Genomic DNA, 17460 nt, shown 5'->3' with positions numbered 1-17460 from the left:
AATAAATAAGGATAACCATTATGTTTACCGGATTCTTATGGCTGGCGCTGTCTATTGGTTCTGAAATCACAGGCACCTCAATGATTAAAAAGACCAATGGCTTTAGTAAATTAGCCCCCTCTGTTTTAGTGATTGCCGCTTACTGTATTTGCTATTTCGCCTTAACACGTGCAATGGGCTATATCCCTGTTGGTGTGGCATATTCCTTGTGGTGTGGATTTGGTATTGTTGGGGTAACATTAGTTGCCATGATTTTATATAAACAAAAACCCGATCTACCCGCTATATTCTCAATGGCATTGATTATCTCTGGTGGGATAATTATGAATACCTTTTCAACGATGTAAGATAAGTTTATAAACAAGAGACTAAATTTTCTTTTAATTTTAAATGCCGATATGTTATTCAACAATATTGGCATTTTTATATTCACTTATATTTATTTCTTAAAATGAACATGATTGATAAAAGATGTTTTTTTTATATTTTAAATTTTTTATCAATATAAAGTTAGGAGACTGTTATGTAAAACTAATTTATAAAAGGGTGATATATGATAAGAATAATACCTAATGTAAGTGCAAAAATTAATAGCATAAGAAATTTTTTAGGAATAAAAGATCCCACGGGAAATCCTAATTTCAGTAGTGTTAAGAATACTAGTACTATATGGTATACAGAAATTTTATCTGAAAAAAAAGCACCTGTTCTCTGTATGCGACAAAATATCAATAATGTAAATAATATCCAAAGATTAGTATCTACAGAAGTTCTTAACAAATTATATTATAATGAAAACTCACCTCAATATGATGAAAATAATTATCAATGTGTACCTAATTCTAGATATAGAGTACGATATTGTAAAAAAACTTTAATAGAATCTAATGGGGTATTATTACCTACTAATAATGTGAGTGTTAAGAACTCTCCTTATACGACTATTGCAAGCCAATATCCTCTTAATGATAAAGAGAGTTTAAAACATTATTTTAATATGTTATTTGATAATGATATAAAGACAGTTTATGTTTTAGCCTCGAATAAGGATATTAAATGGGACTTCTCAAAACCTGATAGTGAATATGATAAAAGCAATTCTAAGCAGAAAGGGTTTAAATACTTTAGAGAGGATTTTTATTCAGATAATATAGAATCTCGCCACTTTAATAAGTGGGATTTCAGTCGTTTTAAAATAAAAGGTAAAAATGGGAAATTTATAGAAAATAAAAATGGAGATAATGAAGTTTTACTAAATGAAAGAAGTTTAGATTGCAAAGTATATATTAATAAATTAACTAAAAAAGGTTGTGATGAAAAGAAAAATATAAAATTTGTGCATATTTATAATTGGAGAGATCATACAGCAATAGATGCGACAAAATTAAAAAATACAATTGATTTGATTGGCAAAGAATTAACAATAAACCCAACAAAAGAAAATATAGCTGTCCATTGTCTTGCGGGATTAGGAAGAACAGGGGAGTTTATTGCTTTAATGGAAATGATGAAAATGATAGAGGCAGGAAATACAAAAACAAAAAGCTTAGAAAGTATTCTCGTTCATTTAAGGGAAAATCGCAGTAGGGAGGTACTTAAAAGGAAATCACAAGTTGATGAGCTGATTAAGTTTGCAATAAATCATAACATTCCTTTAGTCAATGATAATATTGAAATAAAATAATATTTATTCAAAAAATAACTATAACCATCCCCATTGTATTTACAATGGGGATGGGTTTACGACATTAGCGCTTGTTATTTTTATTGCTCACTGATTTGCTGTAATTGTTTTTGACGCTCAGTCTGAGCGCTGACTTGATGGTTTCGAGCTAAGAAGCTGTACATTGTGGGTAATACAAACAGCGTAAATAGCGTGCCAACTAACATACCTGATACAATAATCAACCCTAATCCATAGCGACTATTAGCTCCAGCACCACTGGCAAATAGCAGAGGAATAAGCCCGATAACCATTGCTGCCGTAGTCATTAAGACAGGGCGTAAGCGGATTTTTGCTGCTTCAATAATCGCCTCACGTCGATTTAGATTTTTATGAACTTGTAATTCATTAGCGAACTCCACCATTAAAATACCGTGCTTACTGATAAGTCCTATCAAGGTGACTAAACCAATTTGAGTGTAGATATTTAATGTCACCATACCTAAAGCTAATGGCACTAATGCACCACAAATTGAGAGTGGTACCGTAATCAAAATAATCAATGGATCAACCAAGCTTTCATATTGTGCGGCTAATACCAAATAAATAATGATAAGGGCGGCAATAAACGCAAAGACTAAGGTATTTCCTTCTTGGGTAAATTGGCGAGCATCAGATTGCCAATCATGGCTAAAGCCAGCGGGTAAGGAATTTGCCACATTTTCAAGAAACGCAACAGCTTGCCCCATGGTGACACCCGGTGCCGGAATAGCTTGAAATATAGCGGCATTTTGTTGATTAAATTGCGTTAATTTATTGGGTTCAACTTGAGTGGTAATATTGACTACGGTTGATAATGGAATTAACAGGTTATCTTGAGTACGAATATAGTGCCCTGCAAGTGCTGCCGGAGTTAAACGTTGTTGACGTATACTTTGGGGGATCACATCATAAGAGCGACCATCCATACCAAAGCGATTGATATAGTGTTCACCCACTAATAAGGATAGTGATTCGCCAATATCTTGCATGCGAATACCAAGGGTATTGGCTTTGGCACGATCAATAGTGATCTGTACAACAGGGTTGTTGTAATCAAGATCACTATCCACTACGACAAATAGACCACTTTCTCGTGCTTGCTGTTTGATCTCTTCCATCGTGTCAAATAAAACGGGATAACCTAATGGGCTACGTAACACCATTTGGACAGGTAATCCGCCGACAGAGCCAGGTAATGATGCTAATTGAAAAGCAAAAATACTGCTTCCTTCAACATCCGCAACACGATTTTGTAGGTCTGCCTGAATTTGATTGGCATTACGATCACGACCTTTCCAACCATCAAAATTAATCCCACCAAAGCTTGCTGAAGGGCCATCAGTACCATTGATGATCCATGTGCTGTCTGTTTCTGGTAGGCTCATATAAATATCATCAAGTTTCTGATTGAAATGTTCCGCATAGGCAAGATTTGCATGTTGTGGTGCTTTTACCGCGGTTAAAACGCTCGCTTGATCTTCTAAAGGTGCTAACTCTTGTTTTGTCTGGCTATATAAAAACGGCAAGCTAACAAACACGGCGAAGGCGAAAACGACGGTTAACCAGCGATGAGTTAAAGAAAAATTAAGCAAATAGCTATAGTAATATGCCAATTTATCAAAGGTATATTCGGCTATTTTAGCCATCCTGCCTTCATTTTCTTTCGGTTTGAGCATTAATGAGCTCATGACCGGAGATAAGGTTAATGCCACAATACCCGATACAATGACGCTACCAGCAAGCGTTATGGCAAATTCTTTAAACAGTGCACCTGTTAATCCTGACATGAGACCGATTGGCGCGTAAACGGCGGCTAAAGTGATGGTCATGGCAATAACCGGCCCCGCGACCTCTCGTGCCCCCACTAATGCGGCCTGCACTGGTGATAATCCCTCTTCAATATGACGATGTACGTTTTCAACCACCACTATCGCATCATCGACAACTAATCCAATGGCTAAAACCATTGCTAGTAAAGTAAGCAAATTAATACTAAAACCAAATGCCAACATTAATCCGGCTGCCCCCAACATAGATAAAGGGATAGCAAGCACAGGAATAATTACAGAACGTAATGAGCCTAAGCAGAGATAAATAACAGCAATAACAATTAAAATGGCTTCAATTAATGTTTGCACCACCTGATCAATAGAAGCTTTAATAAAACGTGAAGTTTCAAAGGCCAGCTCCACATTTACACCTGGTGGGAGTGTTTTTTCTATATCAGTAAGGTTTTCGCGAATACCATCAACAATGATTAACGGGTTACCTGTTGGTGTTGGAAATAGGCCTAAGAAGACGGCTTTTTTGCCATTCATGATGCCACTGGTTTCAGTAGCAGCCGCACCTAGCTCGACGGTGCCAATATCACGTAGACGTATAAGATTATGGCCATCATTGTGGATCACCATATCTTTAAATTCTTCCACATTGGTTAAATCGGTATTGACATAAACATTCGCAATAACAAACTCACCTTCGACCTTTCCAGGAGCCGCTTGGTAATTATTACGGCGAATGGCATCAGCGACATCACTAGCAGTTAAGTTTCGCCCCGCTAATTTATCAGTATCTAGCCATACGCGCATGGCCAGTTGTTGTCCGCCAAAGACTTGTACTTTGGCGACCCCATTAATGGAGGAAAACATCGGTTCAACCACACGAGATAGATAGTCAGTTAATTCTGGAATAGAAATTTGCTCACTGGAAAAGCCAACATAAGCGACTGCGGTTGATTCACCAGAAGAAAGTTCAATCACAGGATCATAAGCTTGTTCTGGCAATTTATAACGTACTTGATTGACCTTGGCCATCACTTGCGTTAATGCTTGTGTCGGATCGCGATTTAACTCCATTCTTACCGTGACAAAACTTTTTCCTTGTACTGAAGATGAAGAAATATAATCAACGCCTTCCACCGAGGAAACGGCTTGTGTAATAGGCTGAGTCACAAAACCTTGCATCAGTTCAGACGATGCGCCAGGGTAGTCTGTTGCAATGGTAATCGTTGAGTTTTGTAACATGGGGTATTGGCGAATAGGTAGTTTACTGAACGCAAATGCGCCCAGTAAAAAAATCAAGGTGCTAACTACTAACGCTAAAACAGGTCGTCGCACAAAAATATCAGTGAATTTCATGAAACACTCCTGTTATGGTTGACGAGTAGTAGATTGGGCCAGTGTTAACGTATCTTGCTCTATGGGGGCTATTGAGGTGCCATCACTAAGTTTGATTTGCCCTGAGGTAACAACTTGATCTCCCTGATTTAAGCCTTCTTTGATCTCGATAAGGCCGTTGTAGCGCAATCCAACTTTCACAGAGACACGCTTAGCGATAAGGTTTTTTTGATTGTCAGATTGCGCTACAAACACGGTATCCCCATAGGCAGTATAAGTAACCGCTGTCTCTGGTACGGTTAATGCCTGATGACGAGTAGGGGAGGTAACTTGAACACGAGCAAACATGCCCGCTTTTAATTTGTTATCGGTATTCGGTAAAATGGCTTGTACTTGCACAGTGCGAGAAGGGCCAATAAGAGGGTCTATGGCATTAAGTGAGCCGGTAAATGTTTGATTAGGATAAGCATCAACTGCAATATTAATAGGTTGATGAGTTGAAAGCTGTGGCGCCACTTGCTCATCGAGTGAAAAGTTAAGTTTTAAGTGGCTTGCATCCACTAATGAGGCAACACGTTCCCCAGCATTTAGATACTGTCCTTCATGCACGAGTTTTATGCCGACAATACCATCAAAGGGAGCTTTAATGGTTTTTTGTGCAATGCGCGCTTTCACTTCACGGATAGAGGCTACAATCATATCGCGCTCTGATAACGTACTATCTAATTGTGCTGCTGCAGCCACATTTTTACTATAAAGTTGGCGAGTTCTTGAATAAAGTTTTTCTGCATTAGTTAGTTGTGCTTGTAGGCGTAATAATTCCGCTTGCTCTGGCTCATCATTTAATTTTACTAAGATTTGTCCCGCGGTGACGGTCTGTCCTGATGCAAAGTGGATCGTGGCGATGCGCCCATTTGTTTCTGCCGCTAAATAGACTTGTCTAGCAGCTTCCAATTCTCCAACACCATGCATGGTATTGGGTAATTCAGCGGATTGCGCGGTTGCTAATGCCACTTTTGTTGGTGGATAAGCAAATGGCTGTGTTTCATCTTCATCAGATCCCATTGTTGCATAAACCATTGCCCCTGCACTTAATAAAAATAGTGAGGCAGATAAAGTTAACGTCAATTTCTTATTCATTTTACCGCCGATCCCATAGTGAAGTTTTTATCTATTTTTAGGGTGTTATGAGTTAAATTTTTTCCATAATGCTCTAAAGTGGCTAGCCATTGCGGTTGCCATTAGTCCTCCAATCACAGAGGTATGCTCTATCGCAAAATACATGGATAACATCGCTTTATCGCCGGTCATATTCCAAAACGTATGTACAATCACAATGGTTAAAAATAAGAAAGTGGCTAATGCGCCAGCACCTAACCATAGATAACGATCAAAAAGAACTAAAATCGATCCGGCGAATAAAACAATGGCGCTGGCGAGATTAAAAAACCAATCAGGGTTTAACCCTGCTGCACGCATCTCTGCCAAACTATTCTCATAATCAAATACCTTGGCAAAACCCGATGATAAAAATAACAATAGAATTAGCACTCTTGCGACAATCCATAATGTTTGGCTTTCAAGAATACGTGCAATTGAGTTAGGCATGTATCAGTCCTCAATAAACTTAAAAAAATAAAATCAGGCAATTGGCTGACTTGACTTTGTATTGGGACAGGACTATAAAACCTCAAGTTAACTTGAGGTCAAGTGAAAAATAAAAAAGGTAGCAAATGAGTAAAGAGAAAATAGATTTTAATCGAGCGCTCACGGTTGGCGAAGTGGCAAAACGCAGTGGTGTACCCATCTCTACACTGCATTTTTATGAAGAAAAAGGATTGATAAAAAGTTCTCGGAGCCCTGGAAATCAGCGCCGTTACCCGTCAGTGGTACTCCGTTATGTGGCAATTATTAAAGCAGCGCAGAGTACAGGTATTCCATTAAAAGAAATTCAGGAAATATTAGGGAAATATCCACCAAATAGTAAATTAACTGCAGAACAATGGCATGAAATATCAACAGATTGGAAAATACGGCTCGATGAGCGTATTCGGCGTCTTAAGCGATTACGTAATGGACTTGATCACTGTATTGGCTGTGGATGCCTATCTTTAAATGATTGTCCATTGCGTAACCCTGATGATATTTTAGGGGAAAAAGGGCCTGGTGCTCAAATGTTATGATCACAATGAAAATGTCACCCTATCAGGCTTAAAAAAACCTTCGAATTCATCATTGTTATCAATCATACCTAATAATTCTAGGGTGACTTGATGATAAAAACCTTGATAAGAGAGTCGCGAAACGAGTGCTTGATTAATCAAGTTTTTATTTTCATGATGCTCTAATTCACTTTGTTGGTGAGCATAAACCAATAAGGCTATTTGTCGCTTCTCTTTTAACGTTTGATTACCTCCATCTTTGACATCAAATTGGTCTAATAAAGTAAGAATATCATTAGCATGGCTAAGATCTGTCTTGCTTAAATCTTGATAGAAAGTCAGTTTCAAATTTTCGATAATAGGATCTGATCCTTTTCTCGAAATATTGTTAGCACTAGATAAAGTCGAAGGAGAGTTATATACCTGCTGTGCGCGGAAAGGATCAATTTTCATTGTTATCCTCGTTTAAAATTGGCTTTCTTGAAGAAAGATCGTCTGAGGGGGTAAATGTATTGATAAAGTTTAATAGCAGTTGTTTGATGTTTTGCTCAAAAATCGGTTGATAAGTTTCAGAAAAAGGCCGATGAAATTGTGTTCTTAGATCGTTGAGAAATATGGCAGGATCAAAAAAAGTAATTTGATCACCGGTATGAATAGCAATGGTCTTGTTGTTATGGCAGTTTAACTTAATATTGCTATTGTCGAGTTCACTCTCAAAATAGCGCTGTAGTGTTGTGGGAATATCGAGTGTTACTTTTTGCTCAAGAGGAACAGATGACATCAGATATTGAGTGAGTTTAACTTGTATTTCAGGTGAATCTAAGAATTCCCCGATCGTTGCGACGAGTTGTTCTCGTTGCTGAAATTCATATTGTACAAATTTTTCTTGATATTCAATTGAGAATCTTATTATATCAGCTAATAAAACCTGTAATCCTTTAGCATAAGCTTCGTTAGCTATCTTATTACGAAGTTTATCTAGTTTATGATTAAAGTGATGCAGCATTTTTTTTGCTGCCTGCTTGGTCGCTAATGTTGTTTTATGAATATTATCGAGCTGTCGTATATAGTGAGCTCGTATTAATACACCTTCGCAGGTATATTTTAAAAGGTTGTCAGGTAACAAGCGTAGCATAATTTAATACCAGTAAAAAAAGTGTAGGAGATAAAACAAGTGATTTAGGAAATTCAATATTAATTGATAAAGATTTTGGTGAAAAAAGTAATTTAAAACGTTGAGCTAGTGCGTTCGATATTAGCTTAATAAAATTAAATAGTAATTGATAGCCAATATCTATGGGGGCAATATCTTTTAGTGACAGTAATATTTTGCTATCGACAGTCCTATTTAACATAGGATAGAGAGCTAAAAATGCTTTTAATGCAGGTTCTAAATGATAATAATTTTGTGCTAATAGCGTATGACGAGAATAAAAATAACCTAAAAATAAAGCACAACGAGGAAGAGTGTGCCAATGAGTAAATATTTTTTCTACGGTAGTATCAATCTCACAATCAATATGCAGTATAAGTTGATATTGCCCAATTAAATGACGATTAGCTATTTTTTGCCATAGAGTATTTTCTTTTGGCGATGCTAATACATCGTAGTCTGAATGGATATAACTTAACGGTTCATACATTACATTAGAGATCAATTTAAATTGTTCAGCAGTCAGATTACTCATTCTCGCTTACCATTTTATTGACTTGTTTACGACGATAAATAATCAATATGACCATAATTATTATAATTAAACTAATTACTGATAACCCTATGAGTAACCAAGAGTTACTCAATGATGTCGTATTATCTTGGTGAAGTTGATTATTTAATATCGTAAATTTATTGATATTCCGTGGATATAATAAAACAGTAATATTACTCTCATCCATATCATTAAAAGCATTATGGATAAAAGCACGAACATCGTCACTTAGCTGATCACTATCTATCATGCCATCTTCATAGAAAACTAAAGCAGAAGCATGAGGTGTTGGCGTTATACGATCATTTGATGATAGTGGATAACTGACATGTACTCTCGCATCGATAAGATGATCAATGGTTAATAATGATTGTTCTAACCGTTGCTCAATGGCTGAAATTAAACGTGCTTTTTCAGCTTGAGGCGATGAAACTAATGCATCTGATGGAAATAATTGTGTAATTTCAATACGAGAAATTGTTGGTAATTGATATTCTTCTAATATTTGAATAGCAATCCCTATATTTTCCTTTTTAACTGAGATCTCAAATAATCCTTTTCCTAACGCAGTACGAGTACTTGTTATTTGGTGTTTCTGTAACACCGCTTGAATTTCAGTTGCTTGCCTTTGACTTAAATTAGTGAGCAGTGATTGATCCTTACAACCGTTTAATAAAGGAAGTAAGCAACATAAAAATAGTAATAACAAATACCGTCTATTCATTACTATTGAGCCTTAAGTAGTGTTTCCACAATATTGAGAGATTTTCTTGCTAACGTACTCGCTAAGCTCATCGTAATTGAATAATCGCTAAGTTCTATTTGTAAATTCGTATAACTTTGGGCATCACCTAATTGGCTTAATGTTGTTAACTTTTCTTGTATCTTTTTTTCATATTGCATACTACTAATAATGCCATTTACCATGATAGTCGATAAACTATCATCACTTGTATCTTGTAGTTCTTTGGTTAAATTAACGGGAATAATAGGTGCAATAGCCATACATAACCTCCGTAAAACTGATGTTAACGCATATTACCAATAATACTCATTGCTAGATCTTTAATGACTTTGATTGATGTAGATTGGGCATTACGTGTAATATTATATTCGGCAAGTTTGGCTTGATATTCGGCTAATGCCGCGGCATTAGATGTATCAGCTTTTAATGCTTCTAAAGCTTTTGATAAATTATTACTTTGGGTTCTTACAGGTTTATGAAAATATTGGTCAACTTTGTTAATTGAACTTACATCTGTTTGAACAAGACTCGCAGCCATAAATTACTCCTTTGTGCTTAAATTTGTTATGTTACTCATCATAGCTTGATTATCCTTGAGGAAAATAACGATGCTGATTATCAAGAAAAATATATCCATTATCTTCTTGTAGCATTGCTTTATTTTTCAAGTTGATATTAACTTTATTTTCACGATAAAAAATAAATTTTCTTCCAAAAAAAGCTGCCTGTTTTTTTATATAAGCATTAAATTTTTCTTTGTCATTTACGCTTAGCTTATCATCAAAGATAAAAATTAAGCCGTTATTTTTTTCTTCAATAGTATATCCTATTGTTTTAGTGAAATTTAGCTTGTTTATCTCTTCAACAATTTTAGCAATTGATAATTCTTTTATGATTGGCTGACAATTTTTGGGAAAATTGTCATTGATGGCTTGAATGATTTTTAGCTTTTCATTTTTATTTACTCACTATAGGTTTAGTGTTGTCTTTTAAAGTAACGTGAATTTTATTATTAGTTGCTAATTTGATAATTTTTTCTTTGTTCAAAAATGAAATTTTTGTTTTTGAATCACTATCTTTTATTAAATTTTTAGAAGAGTAAGGTTCAGTGTAAATACATAAATAACCATTTTCTCCTTTGAATTCATTTGAATATGAACTTTTAAAAGCCAATTCCTTTGGTTTATTTTCTAATGGTTTTGATACATCCATAAAAGTAAATGATACTATAAAAAATGCAATAACAAATATAAATGATACAATGATTTTTCTATTAAATGTCCATTTTTTTGAATTTAAATCAAAAGATGTTATAGACAAATCATCTTTATGACTAATTAAGAAAATAGGAAAATTATTGATATATATAGGCTTATCTAGTTCTAATGGTAGTTCTTTGCTAATTTCTTTAGAAATTAAACCATCTTCTATTTTATATTTATTATTTTTTGTATTATGCTCATCAAGCATAATCGTAATTATCTTTTCATGTTCTTTCTTGTTGCAAGGAATGTAAAGTGTTAATTTCTCATTTTCTATTTTATTTTCAATATGTTCTTTACTATGTAGAATTAATGAGTATTGATTAGGTAGCAAAGGCGTTATTATCCCTTTTAAAGGACCACTGAGAACATAAATATAATACAGCATAGAGTTAACCCAATAATAAATGTTAATTAATTCATGTTATAAATATATTTTAGTTATATAAACAATGAAATTCTTTAAAAAAACATAGGTGTTTTATTTGAAAATAAATGTTGATATATTACTGTTGTTTTTTTAATAATAATCAATGAGAATTGTTATTTATTTTTAAAGTTAATTCTAGGCTATATTATTATAGTGTTCTATAAATGATGGCTATAATAACATTTTGAAAAATAGTTTGTTTTTTTGAACCTTTAATAGATTATAAGTATAGGCTGAGGTATTTACCATGTTAATAAATGATATAAAAATAAGTGGCGATAAAAATATTTTATCAGGGAATTTATTATTCATGTGCATTCCTTTAAATGATGAATATCCAATAAGAATATACGATGATAAAACGACTAAAATTATAAAGGGAAAGGCTTTTATTTATAATTCAAAAAATGAAAATGTTATTTTTCAATCAGAAAATCAGTCATGGCGTATTGAAAAGAGATCATTTTTTATTTGTGCCAGATTATTGGCATTTATTGATTATGCTAGAGATTTTTCAAAAATGACAGCAGTTGGCACTAATTTTGATATTAATCAACAAATTTTTTATATAAAAGAGGGGAGTGGAACATTAGAACATCTGATTATTAATGAGGCACTGAAAGATGAAAGCCAATTAGAACCTCTTTTTGTGACTATAAGACACAGTGAAAGTTACTGGCTTATATTACATCTGATTAGTTATTTGGATGAGAAAAAAAGCAATATTGCACAAATAGGTGAACGATATGGTGTATCAGGGACACATTTTAGACGGCTGTGTAAACGTTATTTAGGTAATTGTGGTAAAAGTCAATTACGTTCATGGCGTGCGGCATCTTCTATTTTGACAACGCTATCAACAGATGAATCATTGACTCAGATTGCAGTCGATAATGGTTTTAGTTCAGCATCTCATTTTTCTAATGAAATTAAGACATTATTTGGTATTACACCAACTGAATTTCGGCGAATTGGCCAATATCTTTATGAACATAAAAAATAAAATTTACTGTATCATTGGAATTATCATTTTTTATAGCTTCTTTTTGCCAACACAAGCTGCAGAAGGAAAGGTTATTTATACACATCAGGTTAAAAAACCTGATGTTTTTGTTGCGGTAAATACACATATTGAACAGTTTTTCCTAGTGCTATCAGATAAATTAAATAAACCTTTTATTCTAAGCAGCGCAGTAAAAAAAGAGCGGATCAGTGGAAAATTTGATATTTCTTCACCTGAAGACGCCTTTGAATTAATGGTAAAGCGTTTGTCATTACTTTATTTTAATGACGGAGAATCTATTTATATTTATCGCGATAATGAGATACAGCAACAGCTATTTCAAGTGAAAAATATCAGCTTGAGTAAACTGAAAGAGTATCTACAAGATGTTGGATTATATGATCTCCGCTACCCATTACGTGCAGGTCACGATCAGCGTACTTTTTATCTCTCAGGTCCTCCTATTTATATTAGCTTAGTTAAGGCTGCTGCTGAGCTTTTGGATAATGATGTACAAGAACAAATTAATGAAAATATCAATAATCAAGTTCCAACCGGAAGCTCTCGTTATGGCGATGAGTTTGTGCAGATATTTCCATTAAAAAACACTTTTGTACAAGATAGAACCTATATATTACGTGATGAAAAAGTGGTTTTACCTGGTATAACAACGGTTTTGCAACAGCTATTTATGCCATCGGGAGAGAAAGAAAAAACAGTCAGAAGAGCGCGTGAGATTATCGAAGATAATGATAAATATCAGGATGATAAAATTACCAACGATATACAAGATACTCATTCACCGATTATCACTCAAATGGGCAAATATAATGTTGAACTCGTTCCTTTACCTGGATCAAATAGCCTGTTGGTTAAAACGAGTCGAGAAGGTTTAGCTTTAGTTAGCTCACTTATTTCACAATTAGATAAACCGAAAAGACAAGTTGAAATGTCATTATGGATAATTGATATTTCTAAAAGTAAAGCCGATAGTTTGGGGGTGAATTGGCAGGGGAGTTATGGCTCGGGTAAAAATACATTTTTCTTTAATACCGCTAGTTTAAGTGCTGTATCTGGTTTTAGTTTTTTAAGTAAAATCAAAGCACTCAGTGAGGAAGGGGAAGCTAAAATGGTTTCTCGTCCTATTTTGTTAACTCAAGAAAATACCCCCGCCATATTTGATAATAACACCACCTTTTATACACAAATTAAAGGTGAGCGAGTTGCTTCATTAGAATCTACAACATTCGGCACTATGATCAGTGTATTGCCTCGTATTAGTAATACTAACCAAGAGATTGAGATGATTATCAATCTTGAAGATGGCGCCGAGAAAAAAAGTGATGATGAAGATAGAGAAGAAGGGATTGAAAAATTACCTGTTATTAATCGCACAAATATCAGCACCGTGGCCCGAGTTTCTGAAGGCGGTAGTTTATTAATTGGTGGATATACACGAGAAGATAACATAAAAGCAGAAAACAGAATTCCTTTTTTAAGTGCTATACCTTTAGTTGGCCGAGCATTTAGCTATCAGTCAGATAATAATAAAAAAATGGTGCGTATTTTTATGTTACAACCGCGTTTATTAGATAAAACTGATACGCACGGATTGGACTCTTTAACTGAACACCCATTTTTACCGATGGATAAAAAAACATCTCAAGCGCTAAAACAAATTCAGGCATTTATGAGGTGATATTATGATCGGACCAATTAATACTGCAACTTCGACAAATGGTGCCAGCAACAGTATTAGTAAAGAAAGTCAGCAAGACATAGAATATAAGCAACCACAAATAAACGAAAGTGAAAATTATCAAAATCAATTAATAGAAATATCTGATGATATGTCTATGGTGGCAACTCTTTTTTCTCAGCGATTAGGAAAATTATTAGACAAAAAAGCCAATAAAGGGCAAGAAGCTTTATATATTGCAGAAGATGGTGCTGATGAGAAACTTGATAAGGTGATGCTTCAATTTAGAAAATCGGGGAGAAGTTTACAGGAATTATTGCAATATTTACGTAAAATGTTCCCTGATCCTAGTGATCTCGTTATGGTTTTACGAGAATTACTTAGGAAAAAAAAATTAGGTGCACAATTAGATGCAGGTATTGAAAATGAGATCAATAGGTTACTTGCAGGTGAGGAGGGTAAGCAAATTAAGGCAGGCATTAATATTGCTCTCCAAGCTAAAGCCTTTGCTAAATTACTTTGTTTAGATGCATCAGTATTAAGAGACCTTTACCGTAGTTACATTATTCTGGATATTGAACCTATTTATTTTTTCAAAATGTGGATAGAAAAATATGATATAAAAAAATGTTCAATTATTTTGAATTTTCTAACACAGAGCTTGATTTGTGATATGAAATCGTTAATGCCAAGTTGCTCCCAAAGTTCAGAGTTTGGTTATCTTTTGGAAAAGGTAAATAAATTACGATTATTATATAGCTTTATAGAAATGAATATAGAAAATTTAGTTAAAGAAGATTTAAAGAGTTTTATAAAAGAAGATGATTTTTATCAACTAACTATTAATGGAATGATATCTCCAGAACAAATGGAAAAATATTTAATATCACTTATGGATAATCAATGGAAAGGTTATTTTATTAAAATAAAAATGAGGTTGCTACAACAGTTAAAGACAATGTTCAATAAATATCCTGAATTATTATACTTATCTGATGATTTTAGAAATGAATGCCAAATAATGATACAAAAAATTATAGATAATTATATTAAGCAAGAGCAATATCAATTAAGAAAATAAAAAACAATTAATTATTGGCAAAGTTTATGATTTATAAGTTTCTATTAGCAATAAAAAACAAACCAGAACTTATCGTACTATCAGTGATGATACTGGTTATAATGATGTTAATTATACCTTTGCCAACTTATTTGGTCGACTTTCTTATAGGTTTAAATATTACTATTGCAATTCTTATCTTTATGAGTTCATTTTATATTAAACGTATACTGAACTTTATGACATTTCCTGCATTATTGCTTATAACAACTCTTTTCCGGCTTGCTTTATCAATAAGCACTAGCCGTCTTATATTATTAGATGCAGATGCAGGAGAGATCATTACCTCATTTGGTGAGTTTGTCATTGGTGAAAATCTTGTTGTAGGTTTTGTTGTCTTTTCCATTGTGACCATAGTGCAATTTCTCGTGATTACTAAAGGATCTGAACGAGTAGCGGAGGTCGCGGCTCGTTTCTCTTTGGATGGTATGCCTGGAAAACAAATGAGTATTGATGCTGATTTAAAATCAGGGATCATTACGAATGAAGAAGTTCAGATCAGAAGGAAAGAGTTAGGACAAGAGAGTCAATTATATGGTTCATTCGATGGTGCCATGAAATTTATAAAAGGGGATGCGATAGCCGGCATTGTCATTATCTTCGTGAACTTAATTGGTGGCATATCGGTAGGTATGGCTCAAATGGGGTTATCTATTACAGAGGCATTACATACATATACACTTTTAACGATAGGGGATGGATTAGTTGCACAAATTCCTGCTTTACTTATCTCTATTAGTGCCGGATTTATTGTAACACGTGTCGGTGGTGAAAATAATAATTTGGGCTATAGCATTATGAATGAGCTATTGGCACAAGATTTTGCTTTGCTTGTTACAGCTATTTTGGCTTTTGGTATCGGTTTTTTACCAGGATTTCCCACACCTGTTTTTCTTATTTTATCTGCAATGCTTGGCGTCTACTTTTTTAAAATAAAATGGAAGAATAGTAAAAAAGAATATAAAAAAGAAGATGAAAAAGATAATCTTAATGCTACTAATGTCGACAGTAAAAAAGGACTTATGTCAAATTTATTTTCTGGTAAACATGGGGAAGAAGTAGATAATAGTTTATTAACAGAAAATATTACCTTATCACAAGCTGAAACTTTGCCATTAATCATCACTCTTTCTACTAAGAAAAAACCATATTTAACAAAAATAGTTTTTGAAAAATGGCTACAAAAAGAATTTATTTTACAATATGGTATATTATTACCAGATATTGTGATTCACTATTCAGATAAAATAGATGACGATAAAATTATTATTTTAATTAACGAAGTTAAAGCAAAAGAACTTAATTGTCCTTTTCCTCTTTTTCATATAGAAAATCCTAATGATGAATTGCTCTCTTTAGGCTTTAACTTAATAAGTATTGAAGATGATAATAAAACCCATTATTGGATTGAGCGTGATGATGAATCTAAATTAGCGCCATTAGGTTACAAAGCGGAACGTTCAGAAAGTTACTTTTATAGAAAATTCTCTGATCTGATCACATTAAATATTACAGAGTTTCTTGGTATTCAAGAAACAAAAGATATCCTTGATAAATTAGAAAAGAGTGCCCCTGAGCTTTTAAAAGAGTGTTATAGGCAAGTTTCTATTCAGAGGATAAATGATGTTTTGCAACGATTAGTACAAGAAAAAATTCCTATTAGAAACATAAAGACTATTATAGGGGGCTTAGTTCAATGGGGGAGCAAAGAAAAAGATCCCGTGCTACTTACTGAACACATTAGAACGCTTCTTGCTCGTTATATTAGTTATTTTTTTTCAACCGATGGGAAGTTTAATGCAATTATCTTATCTAACGATATGGAAGAGATAATTCGTAGTGGAATAAGACAAAGTTCTTCTGGCACATTATTGAATTTAGAACCTGCTGAATTAGATATGATAATAGAAAAAATATCTATGGTTATTGATGATATTAAATATATTCAGGATTATATATTTTTAACATCAATAGATATAAGGCGTTTTGTAAAAAAACTAATAGAAACTCAATATCCTCAAATACCGGTATTATCTTATGATGAGATAACATCTGATATTGAAATTAATGTATTACAATCTATTTAGGAGTGATTATGTCTTTTGATCTTGCTAGCTTACTTATGGATGCAATGAATGTTATTGGTCGGAATGATTTATTTTCAGGGGGGAAATCAATCGATAACCATTCAACCATTACCATTAGTTTAGGTGATATGCCAGATATTAATTTATTGGTTGTTGACGAGGTTCCTATGATTTGGTCGGTGCTTTGTGATTATGATGAAAAATTACTTACACAAATTAGTGCCGAATTATTATTAGATAGCATCAATAATCAAACAGAAAGTTTTTACCCTGGACAACCGGCCTTGGTGAGAATTGAGGACTCTTTAGAATTAAGAGCATCATTTATGCCAATTGCATTGCAAAATGGAGAAAGCATGGCAAGAGCCATTGATGACTATTTTCAAATTATGAATAGTATACATCAACGGTTTATTGGCTAA

The 17460-nt window shown here is 33.8% G+C and carries 18 protein-coding genes; 8 read left to right on the top strand and 10 right to left on the bottom strand.

What is annotated here, in order from left to right; all coding sequences use genetic code 11:
* Nucleotides 1–20 precede the first annotated feature (20 nt).
* Both HMPREF0693_RS12855 and HMPREF0693_RS12850 read left to right on the top strand, forming a co-directional pair.
* Nucleotides 21–347, top strand: a complete 327-nt coding sequence (locus HMPREF0693_RS12855; protein ID WP_004245856.1) for a DMT family transporter — start codon at nt 21–23, stop codon at nt 345–347.
* A gap of 206 nt (nt 348–553) precedes the next feature.
* Nucleotides 554–1684 (top strand): protein-tyrosine phosphatase family protein, encoded by a 1131-nt coding sequence (locus tag HMPREF0693_RS12850; RefSeq protein WP_004245855.1) that lies wholly within the window; start codon nt 554–556, stop codon nt 1682–1684.
* 80 nt (nt 1685–1764) lie between these two features.
* On the opposite strand, the gene HMPREF0693_RS12845 is transcribed toward HMPREF0693_RS12850, so the two are convergent.
* Genes HMPREF0693_RS12845 through HMPREF0693_RS12835 form a run of 3 tightly spaced genes read right to left on the bottom strand, consistent with a single transcriptional unit; the run spans nt 1765 to nt 6429 of the window.
* Complete coding sequence (locus HMPREF0693_RS12845) at nt 1765–4842, bottom strand: MexW/MexI family multidrug efflux RND transporter permease subunit (RefSeq protein ID WP_004245854.1); 3078 nt, start codon at nt 4840–4842, stop codon at nt 1765–1767.
* Nucleotides 4843–4854: 12 nt separating this feature from the next.
* Nucleotides 4855–5961 (bottom strand): efflux RND transporter periplasmic adaptor subunit, encoded by a 1107-nt coding sequence (locus HMPREF0693_RS12840; RefSeq protein ID WP_004245853.1) that lies wholly within the window; start codon nt 5959–5961, stop codon nt 4855–4857.
* Nucleotides 5962–6006: 45 nt separating this feature from the next.
* Nucleotides 6007–6429 (bottom strand): DoxX family protein, encoded by a 423-nt coding sequence (locus tag HMPREF0693_RS12835; protein WP_004245852.1) that lies wholly within the window; start codon nt 6427–6429, stop codon nt 6007–6009.
* Between the two features lie 125 nt (nt 6430–6554).
* Here HMPREF0693_RS12835 and soxR point away from each other — a divergent pair, with 125 nt between their 5' ends.
* Nucleotides 6555–7004: a redox-sensitive transcriptional activator SoxR gene (gene soxR / locus HMPREF0693_RS12830; RefSeq protein ID WP_004245851.1), complete on the top strand. Its 450-nt coding sequence runs from the start codon at nt 6555–6557 to the stop codon at nt 7002–7004.
* On the opposite strand, the gene HMPREF0693_RS12825 is transcribed toward soxR, so the two are convergent.
* The 7 genes from HMPREF0693_RS12825 to HMPREF0693_RS12795 all read right to left on the bottom strand — a co-directional run bounded on the left by HMPREF0693_RS12825 (nt 7005) and on the right by HMPREF0693_RS12795 (nt 11087).
* Nucleotides 7005–7436 (bottom strand): hypothetical protein, encoded by a 432-nt coding sequence (locus HMPREF0693_RS12825; RefSeq protein ID WP_004245850.1) that lies wholly within the window; start codon nt 7434–7436, stop codon nt 7005–7007. It abuts the gene before it with no gap.
* Nucleotides 7426–8118, bottom strand: coding sequence for a hypothetical protein (locus tag HMPREF0693_RS12820; RefSeq protein ID WP_004245849.1), 693 nt, complete (start codon nt 8116–8118; stop codon nt 7426–7428). Before HMPREF0693_RS12820 ends, HMPREF0693_RS12825 begins: the two co-directional genes overlap by 11 nt.
* Complete coding sequence (locus HMPREF0693_RS12815) at nt 8099–8671, bottom strand: type III secretion protein (protein ID WP_004245848.1); 573 nt, start codon at nt 8669–8671, stop codon at nt 8099–8101. The genes HMPREF0693_RS12820 and HMPREF0693_RS12815 overlap by 20 nt, the downstream gene beginning before the upstream one ends.
* Nucleotides 8664–9416, bottom strand: a complete 753-nt coding sequence (gene sctJ / locus HMPREF0693_RS12810; RefSeq protein ID WP_004245847.1) for a type III secretion system inner membrane ring lipoprotein SctJ — start codon at nt 9414–9416, stop codon at nt 8664–8666. The genes HMPREF0693_RS12815 and sctJ overlap by 8 nt, the downstream gene beginning before the upstream one ends.
* Before the next feature lie 2 nt (nt 9417–9418).
* Nucleotides 9419–9697, bottom strand: a complete 279-nt coding sequence (gene sctI / locus HMPREF0693_RS12805) for a type III secretion system inner rod subunit SctI (protein ID WP_004245846.1) — start codon at nt 9695–9697, stop codon at nt 9419–9421.
* A 23-nt stretch (nt 9698–9720) separates the two neighbouring features.
* Nucleotides 9721–9975 (bottom strand): type III secretion system needle filament subunit SctF, encoded by a 255-nt coding sequence (gene sctF / locus HMPREF0693_RS12800; protein WP_004245844.1) that lies wholly within the window; start codon nt 9973–9975, stop codon nt 9721–9723.
* A 419-nt stretch (nt 9976–10394) separates the two neighbouring features.
* On the bottom strand, nt 10395–11087 hold the full coding sequence (locus tag HMPREF0693_RS12795) for a hypothetical protein (RefSeq protein ID WP_004245843.1): 693 nt from the start codon (nt 11085–11087) through the stop codon (nt 10395–10397).
* Between the two features lie 289 nt (nt 11088–11376).
* On the opposite strand from HMPREF0693_RS12795, the gene HMPREF0693_RS12790 reads away from it, so the two are divergent.
* From HMPREF0693_RS12790 to HMPREF0693_RS12770, 5 genes are read left to right on the top strand one after another with little or no spacing between them, the layout of a single operon-like run.
* Nucleotides 11377–12132 carry a helix-turn-helix domain-containing protein gene (locus HMPREF0693_RS12790; protein WP_004245842.1) on the top strand — a complete coding sequence of 252 codons (756 nt, stop codon included), beginning with the start codon at nt 11377–11379 and terminating at the stop codon, nt 12130–12132.
* Nucleotides 12116–13831 carry a type III secretion system outer membrane ring subunit SctC gene (gene sctC, locus HMPREF0693_RS12785; RefSeq protein ID WP_004245841.1) on the top strand — a complete coding sequence of 572 codons (1716 nt, stop codon included), beginning with the start codon at nt 12116–12118 and terminating at the stop codon, nt 13829–13831. Before HMPREF0693_RS12790 ends, sctC begins: the two co-directional genes overlap by 17 nt.
* A 4-nt stretch (nt 13832–13835) precedes the next feature.
* Nucleotides 13836–14912 (top strand): type III secretion system gatekeeper subunit SctW, encoded by a 1077-nt coding sequence (gene sctW / locus HMPREF0693_RS12780; protein WP_004245840.1) that lies wholly within the window; start codon nt 13836–13838, stop codon nt 14910–14912.
* Nucleotides 14913–14938: 26 nt separating this feature from the next.
* Nucleotides 14939–17038 carry an EscV/YscV/HrcV family type III secretion system export apparatus protein gene (locus tag HMPREF0693_RS12775; RefSeq protein WP_004245839.1) on the top strand — a complete coding sequence of 700 codons (2100 nt, stop codon included), beginning with the start codon at nt 14939–14941 and terminating at the stop codon, nt 17036–17038.
* 8 nt (nt 17039–17046) lie between these two features.
* Nucleotides 17047–17460: an InvB/SpaK family type III secretion system chaperone gene (locus tag HMPREF0693_RS12770; RefSeq protein ID WP_004245838.1), complete on the top strand. Its 414-nt coding sequence runs from the start codon at nt 17047–17049 to the stop codon at nt 17458–17460.

Origin of the sequence: Proteus mirabilis ATCC 29906 (genome assembly GCF_000160755.1) — a bacterium.
In the GTDB taxonomy this organism is placed as follows: Bacteria; Pseudomonadota; Gammaproteobacteria; order Enterobacterales; family Enterobacteriaceae; genus Proteus; species Proteus mirabilis.
Note: the sequence above shows the minus strand (reverse complement) of the source record. Positions and strands in the feature narration are given on the sequence as shown.

Coding starts and splice junctions, on each gene's coding strand:
- HMPREF0693_RS12855 (WP_004245856.1), top strand. CDS start 21: ATGTTTACCGGATTCTTATGGCTGGCGCTGTCTATTGGTTCTGAAATC.
- HMPREF0693_RS12850 (WP_004245855.1), top strand. CDS start 554: ATGATAAGAATAATACCTAATGTAAGTGCAAAAATTAATAGCATAAGA.
- HMPREF0693_RS12845 (WP_004245854.1), bottom strand. CDS start 4,842: ATGAAATTCACTGATATTTTTGTGCGACGACCTGTTTTAGCGTTAGTA.
- HMPREF0693_RS12840 (WP_004245853.1), bottom strand. CDS start 5,961: ATGAATAAGAAATTGACGTTAACTTTATCTGCCTCACTATTTTTATTA.
- HMPREF0693_RS12835 (WP_004245852.1), bottom strand. CDS start 6,429: ATGCCTAACTCAATTGCACGTATTCTTGAAAGCCAAACATTATGGATT.
- soxR (WP_004245851.1), top strand. CDS start 6,555: ATGAGTAAAGAGAAAATAGATTTTAATCGAGCGCTCACGGTTGGCGAA.
- HMPREF0693_RS12825 (WP_004245850.1), bottom strand. CDS start 7,436: ATGAAAATTGATCCTTTCCGCGCACAGCAGGTATATAACTCTCCTTCG.
- HMPREF0693_RS12820 (WP_004245849.1), bottom strand. CDS start 8,118: ATGCTACGCTTGTTACCTGACAACCTTTTAAAATATACCTGCGAAGGT.
- HMPREF0693_RS12815 (WP_004245848.1), bottom strand. CDS start 8,671: ATGAGTAATCTGACTGCTGAACAATTTAAATTGATCTCTAATGTAATG.
- sctJ (WP_004245847.1), bottom strand. CDS start 9,416: ATGAATAGACGGTATTTGTTATTACTATTTTTATGTTGCTTACTTCCT.
- sctI (WP_004245846.1), bottom strand. CDS start 9,697: ATGGCTATTGCACCTATTATTCCCGTTAATTTAACCAAAGAACTACAA.
- sctF (WP_004245844.1), bottom strand. CDS start 9,975: ATGGCTGCGAGTCTTGTTCAAACAGATGTAAGTTCAATTAACAAAGTT.
- HMPREF0693_RS12795 (WP_004245843.1), bottom strand. CDS start 11,087: ATGCTGTATTATATTTATGTTCTCAGTGGTCCTTTAAAAGGGATAATA.
- HMPREF0693_RS12790 (WP_004245842.1), top strand. CDS start 11,377: ATGTTAATAAATGATATAAAAATAAGTGGCGATAAAAATATTTTATCA.
- sctC (WP_004245841.1), top strand. CDS start 12,116: ATGAACATAAAAAATAAAATTTACTGTATCATTGGAATTATCATTTTT.
- sctW (WP_004245840.1), top strand. CDS start 13,836: ATGATCGGACCAATTAATACTGCAACTTCGACAAATGGTGCCAGCAAC.
- HMPREF0693_RS12775 (WP_004245839.1), top strand. CDS start 14,939: ATGATTTATAAGTTTCTATTAGCAATAAAAAACAAACCAGAACTTATC.
- HMPREF0693_RS12770 (WP_004245838.1), top strand. CDS start 17,047: ATGTCTTTTGATCTTGCTAGCTTACTTATGGATGCAATGAATGTTATT.